At 72.7% G+C, this 21137-nt stretch carries 16 protein-coding genes; 7 read left to right on the top strand and 9 right to left on the bottom strand.

The window, feature by feature from the left end:
- The first annotated feature begins 25 nt into the window (after positions 1–25).
- The gene (locus tag ACGFZP_RS29620) at positions 26–2242 is read left to right on the top strand and encodes a putative bifunctional diguanylate cyclase/phosphodiesterase (RefSeq protein WP_392938927.1); all 2217 of its coding nucleotides are present in this window, start codon (positions 26–28) and stop codon (positions 2240–2242) included.
- A 99-nt stretch (positions 2243–2341) separates the two neighbouring features.
- On the opposite strand, the gene ACGFZP_RS29615 is transcribed toward ACGFZP_RS29620, so the two are convergent.
- Positions 2342–3442, bottom strand: a complete 1101-nt coding sequence (locus ACGFZP_RS29615; protein ID WP_392938926.1) for an LLM class flavin-dependent oxidoreductase — start codon at positions 3440–3442, stop codon at positions 2342–2344.
- Positions 3443–3967: 525 nt separating this feature from the next.
- Between ACGFZP_RS29615 and ACGFZP_RS29610 the strand changes: the two genes are divergently transcribed.
- Both ACGFZP_RS29610 and ACGFZP_RS29605 read left to right on the top strand, forming a co-directional pair.
- Complete coding sequence (locus ACGFZP_RS29610; RefSeq protein ID WP_392938925.1) at positions 3968–4567, top strand: DedA family protein; 600 nt, start codon at positions 3968–3970, stop codon at positions 4565–4567.
- A 361-nt stretch (positions 4568–4928) separates the two neighbouring features.
- The gene (locus tag ACGFZP_RS29605) at positions 4929–6212 is read left to right on the top strand and encodes a hypothetical protein (protein ID WP_392938924.1); all 1284 of its coding nucleotides are present in this window, start codon (positions 4929–4931) and stop codon (positions 6210–6212) included.
- 57 nt (positions 6213–6269) lie between these two features.
- Here ACGFZP_RS29605 and ACGFZP_RS29600 read toward each other — a convergent pair whose 3' ends face one another.
- The 6 genes from ACGFZP_RS29600 to ACGFZP_RS29575 all read right to left on the bottom strand — a co-directional run bounded on the left by ACGFZP_RS29600 (position 6270) and on the right by ACGFZP_RS29575 (position 12372).
- Positions 6270–7178, bottom strand: coding sequence for an alpha/beta fold hydrolase (locus tag ACGFZP_RS29600; protein WP_392938923.1), 909 nt, complete (start codon positions 7176–7178; stop codon positions 6270–6272).
- Positions 7175–8308, bottom strand: a complete 1134-nt coding sequence (locus ACGFZP_RS29595; RefSeq protein WP_392939027.1) for a branched-chain amino acid ABC transporter permease — start codon at positions 8306–8308, stop codon at positions 7175–7177. The genes ACGFZP_RS29600 and ACGFZP_RS29595 overlap by 4 nt, the downstream gene beginning before the upstream one ends.
- A gap of 125 nt (positions 8309–8433) precedes the next feature.
- Positions 8434–9300, bottom strand: coding sequence for a branched-chain amino acid ABC transporter permease (locus ACGFZP_RS29590; RefSeq protein WP_392938921.1), 867 nt, complete (start codon positions 9298–9300; stop codon positions 8434–8436).
- The gene (locus tag ACGFZP_RS29585; RefSeq protein WP_392938920.1) at positions 9300–10043 is read right to left on the bottom strand and encodes an ABC transporter ATP-binding protein; all 744 of its coding nucleotides are present in this window, start codon (positions 10041–10043) and stop codon (positions 9300–9302) included. The genes ACGFZP_RS29590 and ACGFZP_RS29585 overlap by 1 nt, the downstream gene beginning before the upstream one ends.
- 101 nt (positions 10044–10144) lie before the next feature.
- Positions 10145–10837, bottom strand: coding sequence for an ABC transporter ATP-binding protein (locus tag ACGFZP_RS29580; RefSeq protein ID WP_392938918.1), 693 nt, complete (start codon positions 10835–10837; stop codon positions 10145–10147).
- 194 nt (positions 10838–11031) lie between these two features.
- A complete protein-coding gene (locus ACGFZP_RS29575; protein WP_392938916.1) occupies positions 11032–12372 on the bottom strand; it encodes a substrate-binding domain-containing protein in 1341 nt (446 codons plus the stop codon).
- Between the two features lie 384 nt (positions 12373–12756).
- On the opposite strand from ACGFZP_RS29575, the gene ACGFZP_RS29570 reads away from it, so the two are divergent.
- The 4 genes from ACGFZP_RS29570 (at position 12757) to ACGFZP_RS29555 (ending at position 18893) form a co-directional block, all read left to right on the top strand.
- Positions 12757–13518, top strand: a complete 762-nt coding sequence (locus ACGFZP_RS29570) for a CoA transferase subunit A (RefSeq protein ID WP_392938914.1) — start codon at positions 12757–12759, stop codon at positions 13516–13518.
- A 4-nt stretch (positions 13519–13522) separates the two neighbouring features.
- On the top strand, positions 13523–14236 hold the full coding sequence (locus ACGFZP_RS29565) for a 3-oxoacid CoA-transferase subunit B (RefSeq protein WP_392938913.1): 714 nt from the start codon (positions 13523–13525) through the stop codon (positions 14234–14236).
- 783 nt (positions 14237–15019) lie between these two features.
- Positions 15020–16933 (top strand): glycosyltransferase family 2 protein, encoded by a 1914-nt coding sequence (locus tag ACGFZP_RS29560; protein WP_392939025.1) that lies wholly within the window; start codon positions 15020–15022, stop codon positions 16931–16933.
- Positions 16934–16961: 28 nt separating this feature from the next.
- Positions 16962–18893 (top strand): galactose oxidase-like domain-containing protein, encoded by a 1932-nt coding sequence (locus tag ACGFZP_RS29555; protein ID WP_392938912.1) that lies wholly within the window; start codon positions 16962–16964, stop codon positions 18891–18893.
- 58 nt (positions 18894–18951) lie between these two features.
- Here ACGFZP_RS29555 and ACGFZP_RS29550 read toward each other — a convergent pair whose 3' ends face one another.
- Together ACGFZP_RS29550 and ACGFZP_RS29545 are read right to left on the bottom strand one after the other, a co-directional pair.
- Positions 18952–20022 carry a glycoside hydrolase family 6 protein gene (locus ACGFZP_RS29550; RefSeq protein ID WP_392938911.1) on the bottom strand — a complete coding sequence of 357 codons (1071 nt, stop codon included), beginning with the start codon at positions 20020–20022 and terminating at the stop codon, positions 18952–18954.
- Positions 20023–20355: 333 nt separating this feature from the next.
- Positions 20356–21033, bottom strand: a complete 678-nt coding sequence (locus ACGFZP_RS29545) for a uracil-DNA glycosylase (protein ID WP_392939023.1) — start codon at positions 21031–21033, stop codon at positions 20356–20358.
- Between the last annotated feature and the right edge of the window lie 104 nt (positions 21034–21137).

The following is a 21137-nucleotide window of genomic DNA, read 5'->3' as shown; positions in this document are numbered from 1 at the left end:
AGGCGTCAGCGGACGGGAGCATGCCGTGCCGGGCCAGAACGAGGGGGCCGACGCACACCGCCCAGGGGTGCGGCACGAGGAACCACGACACCGTCACCGCCTGCTGTCACCGGCCCTCCATCCGGCCAACGGCGCCCTGGTCACCGCCCTGGACGACGCCCGCGACCCCTCCGCCGACACGGCGCCCGGCACCGCCCTCGCCCTCTGCCCCACCTGCTCGGCCCCGCTGGCGGACGAACCGCACCGGGCGGACGACGGCGCCACCGCCCGGCCTCCCGGCGGAACGGACGGGTTGCTGGCCGCGCTGCAGGCCAGCGAGTCCCGGTTCCGGGCCGCCTTCTGCGACGCCGGGATCGGCATGGCGCTGATCGACCCCGAGGACCGGATCATCGAGGTCAACCCGGCCTTCGCCGCCCTGCTCGGCCGAGGCGTCGGCGAGCTGGTCAGCACCCATCTCCACGAGATCATCGACCCGGAGGGTATGCCGCAGCGCCTCTTCCCCGAACTCGTCCGCAGCGAGCGCGACCGGCTCCGGGTGGAGAAGCAGCTCAGGCACCGCGAGGGCCGCACGGTGTGGAGCAAGGTGACCATCTCCCTGATCCGGGACGGTGCGGGCAGCCCGCTCTACACGCTGGCCCTGGTCGAGGACATCACCGAGCAGCGCCGGCTGGGCGACCGCCTGGAGTACCAGGCCCTGCACGACCCGCTGACCCGGCTGCCCAACCGGACCTTCTTCTTCGAGCGGCTCGACGCCGCCTGTCTGACCGGCGGCGACCCGGAGGCGGGCGACGCCCTGGGCGGTACCGCGCCCGGGACCGGGGACGACGGGGACGGGCGCGGAGCCGGGGCCGGGGCGGGGGCCGGGCGCGGGGAGTTCGGCGGGGACGGGGAGTTCGGCGGGGAGGTGAAACCCGGTGCGGGCGCGGTCCGGGTGCCGGCTGTACCGCTCGCAGCGTCCGACCCGCGGCGGGTGGGCCTGTGTTACCTGGACCTCGACGGCTTCGCCGCCATCAACGAGACCCTCGGCCACCACATCGGCGACCAGCTGCTCGTCGCCGTCGCCACCCGGCTGCGGCGCGGCTTCTCCGAGCACGGCGCCCGGCTGGTGGCCCGGATGGGCGGGGACGAGTTCGCCGTCCTGGTGACCGACAGCACCGGCAGCGACCAGCTGACCGCACTGGCCGCCCGGATTCTCGAATCGCTGGAGCGCCCCTTCGACGTGGCCGGACACCGCCTGGTGGTGACCGCCAGCGTGGGCGTGGTCGAGCGCCCCGTCCACGAGACCACGGCCACCGACCTGGTCAAGGACGCCGACGCCACCCTCTACTGGTCCAAGGCGGACGGCCGGGCCCGCTGGACCCTCCACGACCCGGACCGGGGTGCCCACCAGCTGACCCGTCAGCTGCTTTCCACCGCACTGCGGCCCGCGCTGGAACGCGGCGAGTTCACCATCGAGTACCAGCCCCTGGTCGGTCTCGCCGACGGCGCGGTGCACGGCGCCGAGGCGCTCGTCCGCTGGCGCCACCCCCGCTACGGGACGCTCTCGCCGGACCGCTTCATCCCGCTGGCCGAGGAGTCCGGCGCGATCGTGCCGCTCGGCAAGTGGGTCCTGGAGGAGTCCTGCCGCCAGGCCCGGCGCTGGCTCACCGAGTTCCCCGACACCGAGACCTTTGTGAGCGTCAACCTGGCCGCCCGCCAGATCTGGGACTCCGACGTGGTCGCGGATGTGGCGGAGGTCCTCGACCGCACCGGCCTGCCCGCCCGGCTGCTGCAGCTGGAGATCACCGAGAGCGCCCTCCTCGGCCCCGGCGGGCGGCCCCTGCAGGCCCTGCAGGCGCTCGCCGACATGGGCATCCGGATCGCGATCGACGACTTCGGTACCGGCTACTCCAACCTGGCCTATCTCTCCCGGCTGCCGGTGCACGTGCTCAAGCTGGACGGCACGTTCATCGAGGGCTTCCGCGACCCGGCCCCCGCCGGACGCGCGGACCGGCCCGATCTCCCGGCGCTCCACTCCCGGCGGAGCGACGCCGACGAGCAGATCGTCGGGGCGATGGTGCAGCTGGCCCACACCCTGGGCCTGACCGTCACCGCCGAGGGCATCGAGAGCGCGGCCCAGGCGGAGCGGCTGCGGCTGACCGGTTGCGACACCGCACAGGGCTGGTACTTCGCCCGGCCCGGCGAGGCCGAGCTCGTCGCGGCCATACTCCGTCAGGGCCGGCCCGGGACGGGCCCCCGGTAGACGTCCCCATGAGGCACTCCCGGGCGGCCTCGGCCGTCCGGGACGTTCCGGGGTCACGGCGGGGGCCGCCCGGGTCGGGCGGGCGTCAGGCAGGAGGAGTCAGGCGGGGCCGCCCTCCCCGGTCAGTCCGTACGCCTGGGCGATGAGCCGGTACGAGCGGTACCGGGCCTCGTGGCCGTGGATGTGCGAGGTGACCATCAGCTCGTCCACACCGGTCCGCTTGCGCAGGGACTCCAGCCCGTCCGCGACCTCGCCCGGCGAGCCCAGGACCACGTTGCCCAGCCAGTCGTCGATGAAGTCCGCCTCGACCGGGCTGTACGGGTAGGACTCGGCCTCCTCCGGGGTGGGGATCGGGCCGGGGCTGCCCCTGCGCAGCCGGAGCATCCCGAGCGCCGCCGAGCGTGCCAGCCGGCGGGCGGTGGCCTCGTCCTGCGCGGCGACCGCGCTCACCCCGATCAGCGCATACGGCTCGCTGAGCACGGCCGAGGGGCGGAAGGCCGAGCGGTATAGGTCCAGGGCCGGGATGGTGTTGACGCTGCTGAAGTGGTGCGCGAACGCGAACGGCAGACCCAGCCGACCGGCCAGCTGGGCGCTGAAGCCCGACGAGCCCAGCAGCCAGACGGGCGGTCGGCCCTCGCCCTTGGGGACGGCCGTCAACCGGGCGTAGGGATGGCCGTCGGGGAAGTCGCCGTCCAGGAAGTGGGTCAGCTCGGCGAGCTGCTGGGGGAAGTCGTCGGCCCCCTCGGCGAGGCCGCGCCGCAGGGCCCGGGCGGTGGCGGGATCGGTACCGGGGGCGCGACCGAGCCCGAGGTCGATGCGGCCGGGGTGCAGGGCCTCCAGCAGTCCGAACTGCTCGGCGATCGCCAGCGGGGCGTGGTTGGGCAGCATCACGCCGCCCGAACCGAGCCGCAGCGTCTTCGTGTGGGCGCCGAGGTGGGCCAGCAGCACGGCGGGGGTGGAGCTGGCGACACCCGGCATGCCGTGGTGCTCGGCCACCCAGAAGCGGTGGTAGCCCCACTCCTCCGCGCTGCGCGCCAGGGTCGTGGTGGCGGTCAGCGCCTCGGCCGGGGTGTAGCCCACGCCGACGGTGGCCAGATCGAGGATCGAGAGCGGTGCGGGGGCCGAACCTCGGACGACGCCCCGGATCGCCGCGTGGGCCTGCGGGCTCGGCCCGTCCTGCTGCTGGTCCTCGGTGCTCATGCCGTCCGTCCTCCTGGCCGTCTCCGAACGACCGCGCCCATGGCCGGCGGTCGCTTCTGCCGACGTGCACCAACCACCGCCCCGGCTCTGCTGTTCCCGGGCTGCTCCCCGGCTGCTCCGGGTAGCGGTGCCGGACCCGGGCCGGGATGCCCAACACCTGCCGAACAGCCGCCGACCGCTCGGCTGACGCTCAGCCAGCAGGCTTACACGCGTGGCGACTTCACGCCAGCGCGGGAAGTCGCCAGCCGCAGGGCTCGCGGTGGGCGGCCGACCTCCGGCAGGCTGGTGATCAGGAGCGGATCGCCTGACCGGGTCCGCACTCACCAGCAAGGTCGTCGGGCTGGACCAGCGCCGATCGATCCCCGCGAGCCCCTGGAGCGGCACCCCGCCCCGGGGGCTCGCGTCTTGTGACGGATCGCACACCCGTGGATACCCGGGGTCCTTCATGGCATGAAAAGTCGAGGCGCTAGCGTTGTCCCCTGCAGCCACCTGCTCCCCCTGGGCAGCCTGGAGGGAGTTTGGACCTTGGACATCGCGACGGTGATCGGATCCTCATGGATCTGCGCCCTGGCGCTCTGCGCCGTTCTGGGTGACGCCTTCCTCCCCTTCATCCCCAGCGGGACGCTGGTGATCCTGGCCGTGCTCAAGACGGCACAGATAGACGGCGCCCCGGTACTGCTGGGGCTCGGCGTGGCGGTGGCCTCCTTCCTCGGCGACCTCCTGCTGCTCCAGCTGGCCCAGCGGGGCGCCCCCTCCCTGCAGCGACGGCTTGACCACCGCCCGAAGCTGGCGGCCAGCGTGGCCCGGGTCCAGCAGGCCCTGGACGGGCGGACCAGCGGGGCGGCCGCCGCGATGGTGGTGATCGCGCGGTTCGTGCCGGCCGGGCGGACCGTTCTCGACCTGGCCATCGGCCACTCCCCCGCCCACCACCCGCGCCGCTTCCTGCGCTGGTCGGCACTGGCCGGCCTGGTCTGGGCGGCCTACATCGTGACGCTGGGCTGGCTCAACAGCCACTGGTTCGACACCGCCTGGCTGAGCATGGCGGTGTCCTGCACCGCCGCCACCGTGGTCAGCACGGCCATCGCCCGGATCGTCCGCCGCAACCGCCGGCTCGTCGTCTCCTAGGCATCCGACCCTCACACGTCGCCGCACACCCCGCACCGCCTCGGGCCCCACCGGCTCGGGGCGTTCGTCTTGCCGGGCCCGGCACGGCCCACGGGCGGCCGAGGCCACCCGGGCGGGGCCCGAAGTGCCGGCGGCGCAATGCCAGGGAGTAGCCCAGATCGTCACAGGACGGCAACAGATGACCGCCCGTCGCAGCCCGGCCGGGCGCAGTGGCGTGATGACTATCAGTGGACCTTCGGCACCTTGGCGCCCCTGTGTCCGCATGGAAGGCTAGCGCCGGAGTATTCATCAATTTGACCGATTTGACCGGTACGGCCCAATGGCCCCAAGGAGTACCCGGCCAGCGGCACCAGGGGAGACCATGACCAGCATCTCGCGCAGGACCATGCTCAGCGCCACCGCCGCCACTGCGGCTCTCGGTGCGGTCGCGGCCTGTTCCAGCGGCGGATCGAGTTCAGGGTCGAGTTCGTCCCCGGCACCCGGGGGCAGCACCAGCGCCGGCGGCGCCGGGCAGACGGGGACGCCAGAACCGACGAAGAGCGGGGTCAAGGGGACGCCCATCGGAGACGGCTCCACCTCCGACACCGGACCGCAGCCGAACCAGCCGAAGGCGGAGAAGCTCAAGCCCGGCGAGCGGCCGCCGCAGTTCGTGGTGTTCTCCTGGGACGGCGCCGGCGGCACGGACGACGGCCAGTTCCCCCGGTTCCTGAAGCTGGCCCAGGAGCACAAGGCCTCGATGACCTTCTTCCTCTCGGGGATATACACCCTCCCCAAGGGCAAGTCCGACCTGTACCACCCGCCGAAGCACTCGGTCGGCGCCTCCGACATCCCATACCTCTCGGACGGCGCGGTCAAGAGCACGCTCAAGCTCATCAGCCAGGCCTGGCTGTCCGGCCACGAGATAGGCACCCACTTCAACGGCCACTTCTGCTCGACCCGCTCGGACGGCAACGGCGTCAACAAGTGGTCCCCCGAGGACTGGCAGAGCGAGATAGAGCAGGCCGTCTCCTTCGTGACCCAGTGGCGGACCAACACCGGGTTCACCGACGTCGACCCGCTGCCCTTCGACTACAAGAAGGAGCTGATCGGCGGCCGCACCCCGTGCCTCGAAGGCCAGAAGGCCCTCCTGCCGACGGCGGCCAAGCTGGGGTGGCGGTACGACGCGAGCTCCGCCGGCGGTCTGCAGATATGGCCGCAGAAGGTGCAGGACGGCAAGATCTGGGACTTCCCGCTGCAGAGCATCCCGTTCCCCGGGCACACCTTCCAGGTGCTCTCGATGGACTACAACATCCTGGCCAACCAGTCGGCCGGCAGCACCAAGGGCGACCCGGCCAAGTACAACGACTGGCGCACCCAGGCCCGGGACGCCTACCTGGCCGGGTTCAACCGCGCCTACGAGACCAACCGCGCGCCGTTCTTCATCGGCAACCACTTCGAGCAGTGGAACGGCGGGATATACATGGACGCCGTCGAGGAGACGCTCAAGGCCGTCGCGGACAAGCCGGACGTCCGCCTGGTGTCCTTCCGCCAGCTGGTGGACTGGCTGGAGGCGCAGGACCAGTCCGCACTGCGCAAGCTGCGCTCGCTGAACGTCGGCCAGGCGCCGGCCGGCGGGTGGGAGGGGTTCCTGGGGGCGGCCGGCTGACCGGCCGGCCCCCGCCCGGCCGGGGCGGGCCCTGTCGGCTGTCCGGGACGGGCCATGTCAGCCGGTGGCGGGTCCTTCGCCGAGCAGGCCCCGCACCACCGCCTCGGCCCCGGCCCGGCTCCAGAGGATCGAGTAGTGGTTGGTGTCCGGCACCAGTGATGCCGTCACCACGCGGGCCGGGTCCAGGCCTGCGGCGGCGATCCGCTTGCCGTCGTAGAGGCCCTGCGGTTCGTCGAGCAGACCGCGTTCCGCCCACAGCAGCTCACCGGGGCACCGCAACCGGTGCACGGCGGCGCCCGCCTCCTGGTCCAGCAGGACCTGGGCCCCGTCGGTCCGGACGGCCTCCAGCACACAGGACGAGCGCAGGTCGGGCTCGGTGCCGACGAGGTCGCGCTGGGTGTAGGCGTCGATCTCGTCCGACCAGTCGGCGCCGAAGGCCGGGTGCTGCTGCCAGAAGGCGCGATAGGCCTCCCGGTCCGGGAAGGTCATCGAGAGCCGCGCGAGCGCCGGTCCGAGCACGGCGGCCAGGGCGTCCTCCTCCCGGACGCCCTCCGGCAGGGGGAAGCCGACCCCGCCGTCGACCAGCACCACCCGGCTGACGAGCTCCGGGTGGCGAACCGCCGCGAGCGCCGTGATCCAGGCCCCCATGGAGTGGCCGGCGACGACGGTCGGGCCCAGGTCGAGTGCGGTGATCAGCTCGGCGACATCGTCCGCGTGCCGCGCCAGTCCGTACGGTCCCTCCACGTCGCGGCTGGCTGCGCGTCCGCGCAGATCGGGGGCGAGCAGGGTGGCGCGGCCGGCCAGCCTGCGGGCGACCTCGAACCAGGCGAGGCCGTTGGCGGTGATGCCGTGCACCGCCACGACGGTCGGGGCCCCCGGCACGGTGGCGGGCCAGCGGAGAACGGCCTGGTCCCCACCAGGGACGGGGACGGTCAGCAGCTCGGGGTGCAGCGACGGATTGCTCACGCGGGGCTACCTCCTGTGGGACGGGCGGGGTGGGAGCCGGCCCGACCGCCGAGCCGGGCCGAACGGTTGGAACGGGCGGCGCGAATCCGGGCGGGCAGCCTGGCCAGACCTCCGGGCAGGAGGTAGACCACGGCGACGAAGAGGCCGCCCAGCAGGAAGAGCGGCTGCGAGAGCGGGACCCGCAGCACGGCGGGCAGGTCGGCGATGGCCGCGGAGTTGGCGAGGTCGCCGAGCCTGTGGCCGGCCCAGGTGTAGAGGACGCCGCCGAGCAACGGCCCCCATCGGGTGCCCGAGCCGCCGAGCACGACCATGACCAGCAGCGAGAGCGTGGCATCGGAGGTGGCGGCCTGCGGTGTGGCGCCGCCGGTCAGCAGCAGGTAGACCACCCCGCCCACGGCCGCGAGCGCCCCGGCGAGGACGAAGGCGACCAGCTTGTAGCCGTAGGGCCGCAGTCCGAGCACCTCGACCCGGCGCTCGTTCTCCTTGATCCCCTCCCAGACCCGCCCGGTCGGCGAGCCGACGGCCCAGTGGACGGCGGCCACGGTGAGCACCAGGTACGCGACGGCGATCCAGTAGAGGTTGGCGGTGTTCTCGATGCCGAGGAAGGCGGCGGGCAGCCGGTCGGCGGGCGCGGACCGGCCCTCCTCGCCACCGGTGATGCCGCCGGGGTTCCGCTGGACGAGGATCGAACCCGCCTGTGCGAAGGCCAGCGTGACCATGGAGAACCCGATACCGGTGACCCGGAGGCTGACCGAGCCCAGCAGCAGGGCCAGCACGACGGCACAGGCGACGCCGAAGAGGGCCGCCGCGGCGAAGGGGAGCCGGAGCTCCAGCATGGCGAGGTTGGTGGCGTAGAGACCGGTCGCGAAGTAGAGCGCGTGGCCGAAGGAGAGCAGTCCGGTCCGGCCGAGCAGGAGGTCGTAGCCGGTGGCGAGGGCCCCGTAGAGCAGGCACAGGGCGATGAGTTGGAGACTTCCGGGGCTGCCGAGCGGGCCGTCGAGCAGTCCCGGGACGGGAAGCGCACTATATGGGGCGACAAGGAGCACGATCAGCAGTGCGATCGGCCACCAGCGTAGCGCTCGGTGGAACGGTGTCGAGCGCTCAGTAAATGATTCACCTGTTCGAGGGATGGTGCGGGCCTTGTCCGCTCGTCCAGAATGGTCCTCGGCAGGGCTGGTGACAGTCCCCCCTGCCGAAGTGGCAGCGGTGTGGTCGGCCGCGGTGCCACCGGTACCCGCGGTCGAGGTGTTGGTGCTCACGCGAGCCTCCCGGTGAGTCCGCGGGGTCGTACGAGAAGCAGTACGGCCAGGAGCACGACGACCGAGAGGTCGCCGAGCCCCGCAGCGGTGTAGTAGTTGGCGAACTGCTGGACGAGGCCCACACCCACCGAGGCCACCGCGGCCCCGGTGACGGAGCCCATGCCGCCCATCACGACGACGACGAACGCGAAGATGAGCAGCCCGGTCCCCTGGCCGGGGTTGACCGAACCGAAGTAGAGGCCGCCGAGGGCTCCGCCGAGCGCGGCGGCCGCCCCACCGATGGCGAAGACGAGCGTGAACGCCTTGCGCACATCGATGCCGAGCGCGGTGACCATGGCCCGGTCCTCGACGCCGGCCCGGACGATCAGCCCGTAGCGGGTACGGGCGAGGAACAACCGAAGAGCGAGCAGGAGCAGCGCAGCCGCCCCCACGAGGACGAAGCGGTTGACCGGGACGGTCGCACCGAGCACGTGCCAGGTACCGGAGAGCAGCGCCGGCTGGGGGAAGGGCCGGGCGTCCGCGCCCCAGATGCCCATCAGGAGGGCGGGCACGGCCAGCCCGACGCCGACGGTGGCAAGGATCTGGTCGCGTGGGCGGCTGTAGAGCGGCCGGATCAGGAAGAGCTCCAGCAGGACGGCGGCGGCCGTCCCGACGAGCGTGCCGAACGGCAGGGCGAGCCAGAAGGCGAGGCCGGCCTCCGTACCGGCCCACCAGGTGGCATAGGCGCCGATGGAGAGCAGGGCGCCGTGCGCGAAGTTGAGCACGTCCATCAGACCGAAGATCAGCGAGAGACCGGAGGCGACGAGGAAGTACAGGGCACCCAGCCCAAGTCCGGTACAGGCAAGGAGGACAACGGTGTCCATCAGGGGTTCACCTCCGCGGTGACAGCAGGAGCGGCCGGGGGCCGGCCGACCGTCGAGGGGCCTGCGGCCGGTCGGTGGCTGCCGACACCCAGCAGGCGGCGGGCGGCCTCCTCATCGGCCAGCAGTTCGGCGGTGCCGCCCTGGTGGGCGGTGCGGCCGTCGGCCAGAACGGCACAGCTGCCGGCCAGGCGGCGGACGAGGGCGAGGTTCTGCTCGACCAGGAGAACGGGCACAGCCTCGGCCGCTCGCGCCAGCACGTCGGCCACCTCCGCGACGATCTTCGGAGCCAGGCCCTTGGTGGGTTCGTCGGCGATGATCAGCCGGTTTCGGTTCAGCAGGGTCCGGCCGATCGCCACCATCTGCTGCTGGCCTCCGGAGAGCGTTCCGGCCAACTGGCCCGCGCGCTGCTTGAGTTCGGGGAACAGCTCGTGGACGAGGTGGTAGGCGGGTTCGCCGGCGCGATCCCGCTCGGCGAGGCGGAGGTTCTCGGCCACGGTCAGGCCGGCGAAGATCCCCCGGTCCTCCGGGGCGTACCCGATGCCCTGGCGGGCCACCAGATGCGTGGGCAGGGAGGCGAGTTCCACACCGGAGAAGAGGATGCTGCCGGTACGCGGGACCAGGCCCATGACGGCCTTGACGGTGGTGGTTTTGCCAGCGCCGTTGCGGCCGAGCAGGGCGGTGACCCCGGTCGGCGCCACGTCGAGGTCGACCCCGTGAAGGATGTGCAGCCCGTCGACGACCACCCGGAGATCACGGACGGAGAGGAGGGGCCCGCCAGGTGGGGCGGGAGGCGCGGAGGACGGGACCAGTACTGCGGCAGGGGGAGGGAGAAGAGGGGAGTCGCTCACAACGCCTCCCCCAGGTAGGCCTGCTGGACGGTGGCATCGGCCATGACGGCCTCCGGCGTGTCCAGCGCGAGCAGGGTGCCGTGGTGCATCACGGCAAGGCGGTCGGCCAGGCCGAGCAGGACGTCCATGTGGTGCTCCACCATCAGTACGGTGCGGCCGAGGTCGCGGTGCACGGAGCGGATCAGCGCGGTGAGGGCCGGCACCTCCTCCGCACTGACACCGGCCATCGGCTCGTCCAGCAGGATGAGCCGCGGGTCGGATACCAGGAGGACGGCGAGTTCGAGCTTGCGCTTCTCGCCATGGGAGAGCGCGCTCGCCAAGGCGTCTGCCCGGTGGCCGAGTTCGGTGCGTTCCAGGGTGGCGGCCACCTGGCCCGCGTATCGGTCGGCGCGGCGCCAGAACCGGTACGAGGCACGCGGCCCGGCGGCGGCCTGGGCCGCCAGGCGCACATGGTCGGCCACGGTCATGCCCGGCCAGAGGGAGGAGGTCTGAAAGGTGCGGCCAAGCCCGCGGCGCGCTCTGGCGTGCACCGCTTCGGCGGTGATGTCGGTGCCGTCGAGCTCCAGACTGCCGCGGCTCGCCGGGTAGATCCCGGAGATCAGGTTGAAGAGGGAGGTCTTGCCTGCACCGTTGGGGCCGATGAAGGCGATGAACTCGCCCTCGTCCACCGAGAACGAGACGTCCTCCACGATCGGCACCCCGCGGACGGACCATCCGAGGCCGCGCAGTCGCAGTACCGGAGCGCCCGCAGTGGGCGCTGCGGGCGCTGCGGGCGCTGCGGCGGAGGCGGCAAAGGATGCACCGGTGGACACCGCGGCGGGCGGGGCGGCGGGCGGGGCGGCGCCTGCCGCGGCGGACGAGGGGACGGGACCGGCCATCCGGATCAGCCCGCCATCGGGGTGACCGGGGGCGCCACGTCGTCCGCGGCCAGCGTCCGCTCGACCGAGGGCTTGGCCGCCGCGCCGGTGCCCGCCAGCCGGACCTGGAACATCGGCTGGAGCAGGGCGTGGTCCTCGGCGCGGACGGTGGTCTTCCCCTTCACCCCGTCGAAGCTCCAGCCCTCCAGCGCCTTGACCAGCACCGAAGTGTCGTCGGCGGAGCCGTGGTTGGCCTCGATGGCGTGCACGATCATCTGGGCGGCGGTGAACCCGTCCGGGGTGAAGATGTCCGCCTTGCCGCCGCCGGCGGTGACGGCCTCCTCCATGGCCTTCTCCACCGGGGTGCCGGCGGCTCCGCCGAAGTAGTGGTTCAGGAAGGAGATCTTCTCGCCGGCCGCGCCGAACAGCGGATAGGACGCGGCGAGGTCGAGCCCGGTGACGACCTTGGTCTCGGCGAAGACGTCCTGCTGGTTCAGGGCCGTCCACAGGGCCGAGGAGCTGTCGCCGGCCCAGGCGACGAACAACAGGTCGGGCTTGGCCGACTTGGCCTGGGTCGCGAACGGGGTCAGGTCGGTGGCGCTCGGCGGGGCGAGCACCGCGTCGACCGTGGCGCCCTGGGTGCCGAGCACGGCCTTGACCGCGGCGACGTTGGCCTGCCCGAAGGCGTTGTCCTGAGCCAGCACGGTGACCTTCCGCCCCTTGGCGTCGCCGACGAACGAGGCCGCGGCCCTGATGTCCTGGTAGGACTGGCGGCCGGAGCGGAAGGTGTACTTGTTGAGCCCGGTGACCTTGTCGGCGGCGGCCGGACCGCTGATGAAGAGCACCTTGTTCTGGGCGGCGATCGGGCCGACCTGAAGGGCCACACCCGAGGCGGTGGAGCCGGCCAGGATCTTGTGGCCCTTGCCGATCAGGTCCTTGGCGGCCGACACCGCCTTGGCCGGGTCACCGGCGTCGTCCTGCTCCTCGAACTCGATCGCGTGCCCGTCGACCGCGCCGGTGCCCTTGGTCGCATAGCTGAGACCGGCCTTGAACCCCTCCAGGTACTGCTTGCCGTACGCGGCGAGCGGCCCGGTCCTGGAGTACACCAGGCCGACCTTGACCGGGCTCTTGGAGCCGCCGCCACCATCCGCCGAGGAGGTGCCGGCGGTGCCGGCCTTGGCGCAGCCGGCCGCGAGCAGGACGCAGGCCGCGAGGGCGGCGATCCGGCGTCCCGGGCCGCGGCGCGCCCCGGACGGACCTGCGGCCACCGGGCTCCCGGGCGCCGGACCCCCGGGCGCCGCGAGCAGTGCCGAGGCTGGTACCGAGGTCTCGGAGTCGGTCGTGGGACGGGCTGTCGAGCTGCGCATGGTGACCGACTCCTGGGGGTGTTGTGGGGGTGGATGCCGGAACCGTAGGTGGGCGGCGAGGGCTGCGACATGTGCCCGGACGATGCATCAGCCCGGACCGCTGTGGGCCCGGCCGCCATATCCACGGGTCGGCGCCGCGGCCTCGGCCGCTGGGTGTGGGCGGTCGCCATGCGTCCGCACCCGTGCGTGTCGGTGTGCGCCATGGCAGGAGCTCCCCTCCTCGGTGACGGTGGTGGGGTGCGTGAGGCGGCCACTCCCGCTCCACGCACCCGCCCCTCCCCTCACTCCCGCCGGGCCACGCCCGCCGGGCCACTCCCGCCGACCCATCCCCCCGGCTCACTCCCGCCTGCCCACTCCCACCACTCCCCCTCATGAGGTGACCCTTTGGACAAGGTCCTGGACTCCCCTGCCGACGCGGTCGGGGACATCCCCGACGGTGCGGTGCTGGCCGTCGGGGGCTTCGGTCTCTGCGGCATCCCCAGCACCCTGATCGGCGCGCTGGCGGCGACGGGCGCCGCCGGCCTGCGCGTGGTCTCCAACAACTGCGGGGTGGACGACTGGGGGCTGGGCCTACTGCTGCGGGCCGGCCGGATCGCGCGGATGACCTCCTCCTACGTCGGCGAGAACAAGGAGTTCGCCCGGCAGTACCTCTCCGGTGAGCTGGAGGTGGAGCTGACCCCGCAGGGCACGCTGGCCGAGCGGCTGCGGGCCGGCGGGGCCGGCATCCCCGCGTTCTTCACTCCGGCCGGCGTCGGAACGCAGGTCGAGGAGGGCGGTCTGCCCTGGCGGTACGCGCCGGACGGTTCGGTGGCCCTGGCCTCGCCGCCCAAGGAGGTCCGGGAGTTCGGCGGCCGCCGGTACCTGCTGGAGGAGGCCATCACCGCCGACTTCGCGCTGGTCCGCGCGGAGGTGGCGGACCGGCACGGCAACTGCGTGTTCCACGCAGCGGCGCGCAACTTCAACCCGCTCTGCGCGACGGCCGGCCGGATCACCGTCGTGGAGGCGGACCGGATCGTCGAGCCGGGCGAGCTCGGCCCCGACGCCGTCCACCTCCCCGGCCTGTACGTCGACCGCGTGGTCGCCGCCGATCCCGAGGACCGTCGCATCGAGCGCCGGACCGTCCGCCCCGCGAGCCAGGAGATCTGAGCCGATGCCCCCCGCAACCACCCCGGCCGCCTCGCCCACCCTGGCCACCCCAGCCACCCCGATCACCTCAGCCACCTCGACGCTGCTCGACCCGCGGAACGCGCTCGCCGCCCGGGCCGCCCGCGAACTGCGCGACGGCCAGTACGTCAACCTGGGCATCGGGCTGCCCACGCTGATCCCCAGCCACCTCCCCCCGGGGGTGCAGGTGGTGCTGCACTCGGAGAACGGCATCCTCGGCGTCGGGCCGTACCCGGCGGAGGGCACCGAGCACCCTGATCTGATCAACGCCGGGAAGGAGACCGTGACGGTTGCCGCCGGGGCCTCCTACTTCGACTCGGCGTTCTCCTTCGGCATGGTCCGGTCGGGCCGGATCGACGTCTCGGTGCTCGGCGCGATGCAGGTCTCGACTGCCGGGGACCTCGCCAACTGGATGATCCCGGGGAAGATGGTCAAGGGCATGGGCGGCGCCATGGACCTCGTCCACGGCGCCCGGCGGCTGATCGTCGTCATGGAGCACACCGCGAAGGACGGATCCCCGAAGATCGTCGAAGAGCTCTCACTTCCTGCGACCGGCCGCGGGGTGGTCAACCGGATCGTCACCGACCTGGCGGTCATAGACGTCACACCGGACGGGCTCCGCCTGGTGGAAACCGCCCCGGGCGTGGGGCTGGAGGACGTTCGGGCGGCAACCGGGCCGGCCCTGCTGCCCGCGGGCTGAGCCGGCCGGCCGGAGCGGGCGGCGCAGCAGACGGACGGAGGTCGGATCGCCCATGCGGCAGTCCGACCTTCGCCCATTTATTCGAACAGGCGTGGACGGCGGTCGCGCACACCGTCCCCCCGGCATCAACGGGGCTCGATTGGCCGGGATCCGTCATTTCCTCACGCCGGGGCAATGATCATTCTTCAGATCGGTTGCGCTCACACAGGGGCTCCGGGAGAGTTGAGGGGATCGGGAATCCCGAACGCCTGGAGGGGAGTTCGGGCAGTGGCCGGGGTCTCGAACCCAACCTGTCGATACGATCCCCGCGAAACAATCGATCGTACACGTTTTAATGCTTGACGACTTTGGACCGCCTGGGAGCCGCCCGGAAATCACGGGGCCCACCGGGCGGTGTTCTGCTTCACACGCATGACTCCGGGGGGAACGGCCAGGCCCAGCACCGCAGCAGTGGACTGCCACGAACAGTGGACTGCCACACCCCCCGATCGGAACACGCACGGACGGGTCGGCCCGCGCGGTCGACCACGGGGGGAGCCACACGTGAGCAAGCTGTTCTCTCGACCGAGGGCCTCCGCAGCCTCGGTCCGGCACACATCCTTCGATGCCGAACCCCTCGACGACGAACCCGACTCCGGCCGGCCGGCCGACACAGCGGCCAGCTCCCCGTCCGCCCCGGAACCCCCGTACGACTACGACCACTTCAGCCGCCTCGCCGGACCGCCGACCACCCCGGAGCCCGCACCCGGGTCCACACCCGAGCCCACCCGCACCGGCACCCGCATCGGCACCCGCACCCGCACCCGCACCCGCACCGGCTACGAGCCCCGGACCGAAGCCGCCCCGCAGCCCTACCGCGTCCAGTACCGCAGCCTGCTGCGCCGCGAACCGCACCGGATCAGGGCGGCGCTGCTCCTGCTGGCCGCTCCGGCGGTCGAGACGGTCCTGCTCGTCTGGCTGCTGCTCCCCGAACACTGGCCGGTCCGACCGGGCGAGACCCATGAGTGGCTGCTGGTCTCCGACAGGGCGATGATCGGGATCATCGCCGTGGTCGAGGCGTTCCGGCTGGTCAACGTCGTCTCCAACGCCCACGCCACGCTGGTCGCCCGGGATCCGGTCCCGGTCGTGCCCGAGGCGGGCACCAGGGTCGCGTTCCTCACCAGCTGCGTGCCGGGCAAGGAGCCGCCCGAGATGGTGCGCGCCACCCTCGCCGCCGCGCTCGCCGTCCGGCACGACGGCCCGTACGACGTCTGGCTGCTCGACGAGGGGAACGATCCCGCGATGCGCGCGCTCTGCGCGGAGTTGGGCGCGCGGCACTTCAGCCGGCTCGGGGTGCGGCCGTGGAACCAGCCCAAGGGTCGGTTTCGCGCCAAGACCAAGCACGGCAACTACAACAGCTGGCTGCAGGCGTACGGCACGGTCTACGACTTCTGGGTCTCGGTCGACACCGACCACGTCCCGCTGCCCGAGTTCTGTGAGCGGATGCTCGGCTACTTCCGCGACCCGGACGTGGCGTTCGTGGTCGGCCCGCAGGTGTACGGCAACTACCGCAGCTCGGGTTCGGCGGTCACCAAGTTCTCGGAGAGCCAGCAGTTCCTCTTCCACGCGCTGATCCAGCGGGCGGGCAACCGCTACGGCGCACCGATGTTCGTCGGCACCAACAACGCCGTGCGGCTCAGCGCGCTGCGGTCGATCGGCGGACTGTACGACTCGATCACCGAGGACATGGCGACCGGGCTGGAGTTCCACCGCCGCCGCAATCCGGACACCGGCGAGCACTGGAAGTCCGTCTACACCCCGGACGTGCTGGCGGTCGGCGAGGGCCCGTCGTCCTGGACGGACTTCTTCTCGCAGCAGCTGCGCTGGAGCCGGGGCACGTACGAGACCATCCTCACCCAGTACTGGCGGGCGGCCTGGCGGCTGACGCCCGGCCGGCTGCTCAACTACACCCTGATGATCTGCTTCTACCCGATGGCGGCGCTGACCTGGCTGCTCGGTGGGGTGTCCAGCGTGCTCTACCTGGGCTTCGGCGCCTCGGGCGTCCATGTCTCGTCCGAGATCTGGATGATGCTGTACAGCGACGCGGCGGCCCTCCAGGTGCTGCTCTACACCTGGAACCGCAAGCACAACGTGAGCCCGCACGAGCCGGCCGGCTCGTCAGGGGTGGCGGGCATGGTGATGTCGGCGCTCTGCGGACCGATCTATGCAGCATCGTTTCTGCAAGCGGTCCTTAGGCTGCGCAGCCGCTTCGTGGTGACCCCCAAGGGGGAGTCGGCCAGCCGCGACCGGTTGGGCACCTTCCGTATCCACCTGTTCTGGGTGATGGTCTTCGGCGGCGCGCTGGCCGCCTCCTTCTTCACCGGCCACGACCACGTCGCCATGCGCACCTGGGCCGGCCTGGCACTGCTGTTCAGCCTGCTGCCGATGCTCGTGCTGGCCGCCGACGCGGTCCGCCACCGAGGCCGCCGCCCGGCCCCCTCCCCCGCCACGACGCCCGTGCGTGCCCAAGCCGCACCTGCGCAGCCGGCGCCCGCCCGAGTCCCGTCCGCCCGGGTCCCGCCTCCACGCGTCCCACCCGCCCGGGCCGTGCCGACGCGGGCCGGACCCGCCCAACCCGGACCGGCCCAGCCCGTGCCCGCCCAACCCGGACCGGCCCAGCCCGCACCCGCCCCGGCCGCACCGACCACCGCACGCTGAACCCGCACCGCGAGGGGGACGGACCATCGTGAAGATCCGCAACGCCGGCCGCGCCAGGCGCTTCGCACTCGGCAGCACCGTCGCACTGACCGTGGCCGGGATGAACGCACCGGCCGTCCTCGGCTTCGCCGGCGAGCAGTACCACCAGTACGCGATCAACCGACCCGACTACAAGGCGGAGTACGGGCACTGGCAGACCGTCACCCTCCCCGCCGAGTTCCGGATCAACGCCGTCCACGCCACCCTGCTGCGCACCGGGAAGATCCTGATCATCGCCGGCTCCGGCAACGACCAGAAGAGCTTCGACGCGGGCACCTTCAGGAGCCTGCTCTGGGATCCGGCCAAGAACACCTACAAGCCGGTCCCGACCCCGGCCGACATGTTCTGCGGCGGCCACGGCTCCCTGCCCGACGGCCGGGTCCTGGTGGCCGGCGGCACGCTGCGCTACGAGGCGCTCGACGGCGCCGTGAAGAAGGCGGCCGGCACCATGCGGGTGCGCAACGAGAACCCGGAGGCCGCCAGGACCTTCCCCAAGGGCACGGTGTTCACCGCCCCGAACGGCCGGGGGTACGCGTCCACCGCCGAGGTGACCGTCCCCGCGGCGGTGAAGACCGGCGGCGGCGACCGGACCGTCGTCACCGCCGGTGAGCAGCACGTCTTCGTGGAGGCCGTGGCCCCCGGCGCCGACTCCGTGTACGGCTCGCCCGCCCAGTACACGATCAAGGGCCTGACCGGCGCCGACGCCCGCGACCTCTACGGCATGAGCGAGCACCTGACCCTGGAGAAGCAGGACTTCCAGGGCGTCCGTTCCGCCTTCGAGTTCAACCCGGACACCGAGATGTACGAGCAGGTCACCGACATGGCGTACGCCCGCTGGTACCCGACGCTCACCGGGCTCGGCGACGGCCGGGTGGTCACCGTCTCGGGCCTGGACGACACCGGGCGGATCCTCAGCGGCAACGACAACGAGATCTACGACCCCGCGAGCAGGACCTGGTCCAAGGCGCCCGACCGCTACTTCCCGACCTACCCGTCGATCTTCCTGACCGCCTCCGGCCGGCTCTTCTACTCCGGCTCCAACGCGGGCTACGGCCCGGCGGACAAGGGCCGCGAACCGGGGCTCTGGGATCTGAGGGACAACACCTTCCAGCCGGTCCCCGGCCTGCGCGACCCCTCGCTCACCGAGACCTCGTCCTCGGTGCTGCTGCCGCCCGCGCAGGCACAGAAGGTGATGGTCCTCGGCGGCGGGGGCGTCGGGGAGTCCCCGCTGTCCACCGCCCGCACGGACATCGCCGACCTCTCCGCCGCGAAACCCGCCTTCACCCCGGGCCCGGACCTGCCGGCCGGCGGCACCCGCTACCTCAACAGCGTGATCATGCCGGACGACAGCGTGTTCACCACCGGCGGTTCCGGCGACTACCGGGGCAAGCACCGCAGCGACCTGCTGAAGGCGCAGTTCTACCACCCGGACACCAACCGGTTCAGCACCGCAGCCGAGCCCGCCGTCGGGCGGGACTACCACTCCGAGGCCCTGCTGCTACCGGACGGCCGGGTGGTCGTCCTCGGCTCCAACCCGCTCTTCGCGGACAAGGCCGACTCCGAGCCGGCCGCGTTCGAGCAGCGCGTCGAGATCTACACCCCGCCGTACCTCTTCCACGGCGAGCGCCCGCAGGTGACCGGGGCCCCGGACGTAGCGAAGCTCGGCGGCACGGTCGCGGTGAGCACGCCGAAGCCCGACGGCATCGCCACCGCCAAGCTGATCCGGCCGAGCTCGGTCACCCATGCGACCGACGTCGAGCAGCGCTCGGTGGCCCTGGACGTCACCGGGCGCTCGGGCGGCGGCGTCTCGCTCGCCCTGCCCGCCAACCCCGACCTGCTGCCGCCCGGCTGGTACATGCTGTTCGTGACGGACGGCGCCGGCACGCCGTCGGTGGCCCGATGGATCAAGGTGACGGCGTGAGGCCGAGAGGACGGCGTGAGGCCGGCAGCGGCGGCGCGAGGACCGGCGCCGAGCGTGGTCAGGCCCGCACCAGCCCCAGCGCGTACGGCAGCCAGAACTCTCCCGCCCGCGGCTCACCACGGCCGCACTCGCCGTCCGACTCGCCCGGGTTCTTGATCCAGAGGTAGGCGTCGACGCCGGGGCGGCCGGTGTTGGCGGTGGGCGGCGCCCCGAGCTTGCGCCCTGGCGGGTTGCACCAGGCGTCACCGCTCAGCGGGCCGTTGCCGTTGCGGCTGGTGTCGATGACGAAGGGCTTGCCGCCCAGGGCCGCGGACAGTTCGGCGCCGTACGCCGCGTTGCGCTCGGTGCTGTAGAAGTTGGCGACGTTGACGGCGAACCCGTCCGCCACGGCGATCCCGGACTTGCGCAGCGCGTCGGCCATCTCCGAAGGGTCCTGCGCCCAACCGGGGTTGCCCGCGTCCAGGTACACCCGCACGTGGGGGCTCTTCTTGAACTCCTGGGCGGCGAAGGCCAGCAGCCCGTACCGCTCGGCGGCGGCCGTGCCCTTGACCCCGCAGGTGTCCAGCGTGTGCGCGATCGCGTCCGGCTCCAGCACCACCCAGGCCTTGCGGTCGCCCAGTGCCTGCACCAGGCCGGTGATCCAGGCCCGGTAGGCGGCGGCGTCGGCCGCGCCGCCCGCCGAGTACAGGCCGCAGTCGCGGTGCGGGATGCTGTAGGCGACGAAGACCGGCGTCCGGCCCACGGCGGCGGCCCGGCGGCTCACCTGCTCGACGATGCCCTTGGCCGCCTGGTCCCCGAGCCACTGCGACGAGGGCTGGGCGGCTATCCCGAGCAGGGCGTCGGCCTCCGCGGACCGGCCCTGGCCGCGCAGGGTGACCAACTGCTGGGCGGCGGAGGTCTGGTCGGAGACGTAGAAGGTCTGGCCGGGGAGCTGGGCCAGGCCCGGGCCTGCCGTAGCGCCACCACCCGTGGCACCTCCGGCCGGCACACCCGGTGCCGTGGACGCGGGCACCACCGCCGAGTCGCCGCCCCGGTCCGGCCCACTGCCGTCGGCCGGTCCGCCGCCGCACCCCGCGATGCCTGCCGTCAGCCCCAGCAGAGCCGCTCCCGCAGCCAGCCGGAAACCCATTCCTCGCCTCACCCGGCGCACGTGCCGCCCCTCCCAGACCCGGTCCGGTGACCTGATCGGGCACCAGCTTCGCACACCGGGTACAGGCCACCCGTGACGGGCACCGGCCGCCGGACAACGCACCCGAGCTGCACACGAGCAGCACGGGGGCGTCGACCACGGGCGCCGGGCAGCCGCGCCGGACACCGACGCCGGTGCCCGGGGACACCGACGCCGGTGCCCGGCAGCAGTGGCGGCGACCGGCGGGCGCGAAGGCGATGCGCCGCCCCGCCCCGGCTGGCCGCCACCGCCCCGCCGCCCGCCCGCCCGCCCGCGCCGGAGCGCCGCGTGCCGTCAGCCCTGCTTGAGGTCCGGCACCCGCCAGTCCATCGGCTCGCCGCCGAAGCCGTCCAGGGCCTCGTTGATCTGCGAGAACGGACGGCTGCCGAAGAACAGCTTGGCCGACAGCGGCGACGGGTGCGCCCCCTGCACCACCACGTGCCGGGAGGTGTCGATCAGCGGCAGCTTCTTCTTGGCGTAGTTGCCCCACAGCACGAAGACCACCGGCTCCTCGCGCTCGCTCACCGCCTTGATCACGGCGTCGGTGAACTTCTCCCAGCCCTTGGCCTTGTGCGAGTTGGCCTCGTGCGCGCGCACCGTGAGCACCGCGTTGAGCAGCAGCACGCCCTGCTCGGCCCAGTGCATCAGGTAGCCGTTGTCAGGGGCGGGGATGCCGAGGTCGGCGTCCAGCTCCTTGAAGATGTTGCGCAGCGACGGCGGGGTCTTGGTGCCCGGCAGCACGGAGAAGCTCATGCCGTGGGCCTGGCCGTCGTCGTGGTACGGGTCCTGGCCGAGGACGAGCACCCGGACCTTCTCGTACGGGGTGGCCGCCAGCGCGGAGAACTCCTGCCCGCTCGGCGGGAAGACCTGGTGCTGGGCACGCTCGCCCGCCACGAAGGCCGCCAGCTCGGCGAAGTAGGGCTTCTCCGTCTCGGCGCCCAGCACCGCACGCCAGGACTCGGGCAGCTCCAGCCCGGCGTCCGCCCCCGCTCCGGCCTCGCCCACGCCTGCCTCGCCCACGCCCGCCTCGACCGTGTCCGTCACGACATCAACCTCCCACCGGGCGGCGGCTCACC

The organism is Kitasatospora sp. NPDC048239 (assembly GCF_043202015.1).
Lineage (GTDB): Bacteria > Actinomycetota > Actinomycetes > Streptomycetales > Streptomycetaceae > Kitasatospora.
The sequence above is the reverse complement of the archived record's forward strand: the minus strand, read 5'-3'. Positions and strand labels throughout refer to the sequence as shown.

Coding starts and splice junctions, on each gene's coding strand:
- ACGFZP_RS29615 (WP_392938926.1), bottom strand. CDS start 3,442: ATGAGCACCGAGGACCAGCAGCAGGACGGGCCGAGCCCGCAGGCCCAC.
- ACGFZP_RS29575 (WP_392938916.1), bottom strand. CDS start 12,372: ATGCGCAGCTCGACAGCCCGTCCCACGACCGACTCCGAGACCTCGGTA.
- ACGFZP_RS29605 (WP_392938924.1), top strand. CDS start 4,929: ATGACCAGCATCTCGCGCAGGACCATGCTCAGCGCCACCGCCGCCACT.
- ACGFZP_RS29550 (WP_392938911.1), bottom strand. CDS start 20,022: ATGGGTTTCCGGCTGGCTGCGGGAGCGGCTCTGCTGGGGCTGACGGCA.
- ACGFZP_RS29590 (WP_392938921.1), bottom strand. CDS start 9,300: ATGGACACCGTTGTCCTCCTTGCCTGTACCGGACTTGGGCTGGGTGCC.
- ACGFZP_RS29565 (WP_392938913.1), top strand. CDS start 13,523: ATGCCCCCCGCAACCACCCCGGCCGCCTCGCCCACCCTGGCCACCCCA.